This is a genomic window from Streptomyces sp. BE303 (assembly GCF_036290945.1).
Taxonomy (GTDB): Bacteria; Actinomycetota; Actinomycetes; order Streptomycetales; family Streptomycetaceae; genus Kitasatospora.
This window is the reverse complement of sequence record NZ_JAQYWZ010000611.1, coordinates 1-308: the sequence shown is the minus strand read 5'-3', so window position 1 is coordinate 308 and position 308 is coordinate 1. Positions and strand designations below refer to the sequence as shown.

Annotated in this window: 1 protein-coding gene; it reads left to right on the top strand. The window is 34.1% G+C overall.

Annotation, left to right across the window (positions count from 1 at the left end):
* Window positions 1-308, top strand: a 308-nt coding sequence (locus tag PUR56_RS43420; protein WP_329949132.1) for a hypothetical protein, incomplete at both ends; no start/stop codon positions are given.

The following is a 308-nucleotide window of genomic DNA, read 5'->3' as shown; positions in this document are numbered from 1 at the left end:
TTGGTTTTTGTTGTTGGGGGGTGTGTTTTTTTTTTTGGTTTGTGTTGGTGTTTGGGTTTGTTTGTTGTTTTGTTTGGTGGGGGTGTTGGTTTTGTTTTTTTTTTTTTTTTTGTTGTTTTTTTTGTTTTTTTGGTTGTTTTTTTTTGTTTTTTTGTTGTTTTTTTTTTTTTTTTGTTTTTTTTTTTTGTGTTTTGTGGTGTTTTTTTTTTGTTGTGGTGGGTTTTTTTTTTTTTTTTTTTTTTTTTTTTGTTTTTTGTTTGTTTCGGCGTCCCCGCCCCCCCTCACCCCCCCCCCCCCCCCCCCCCCCC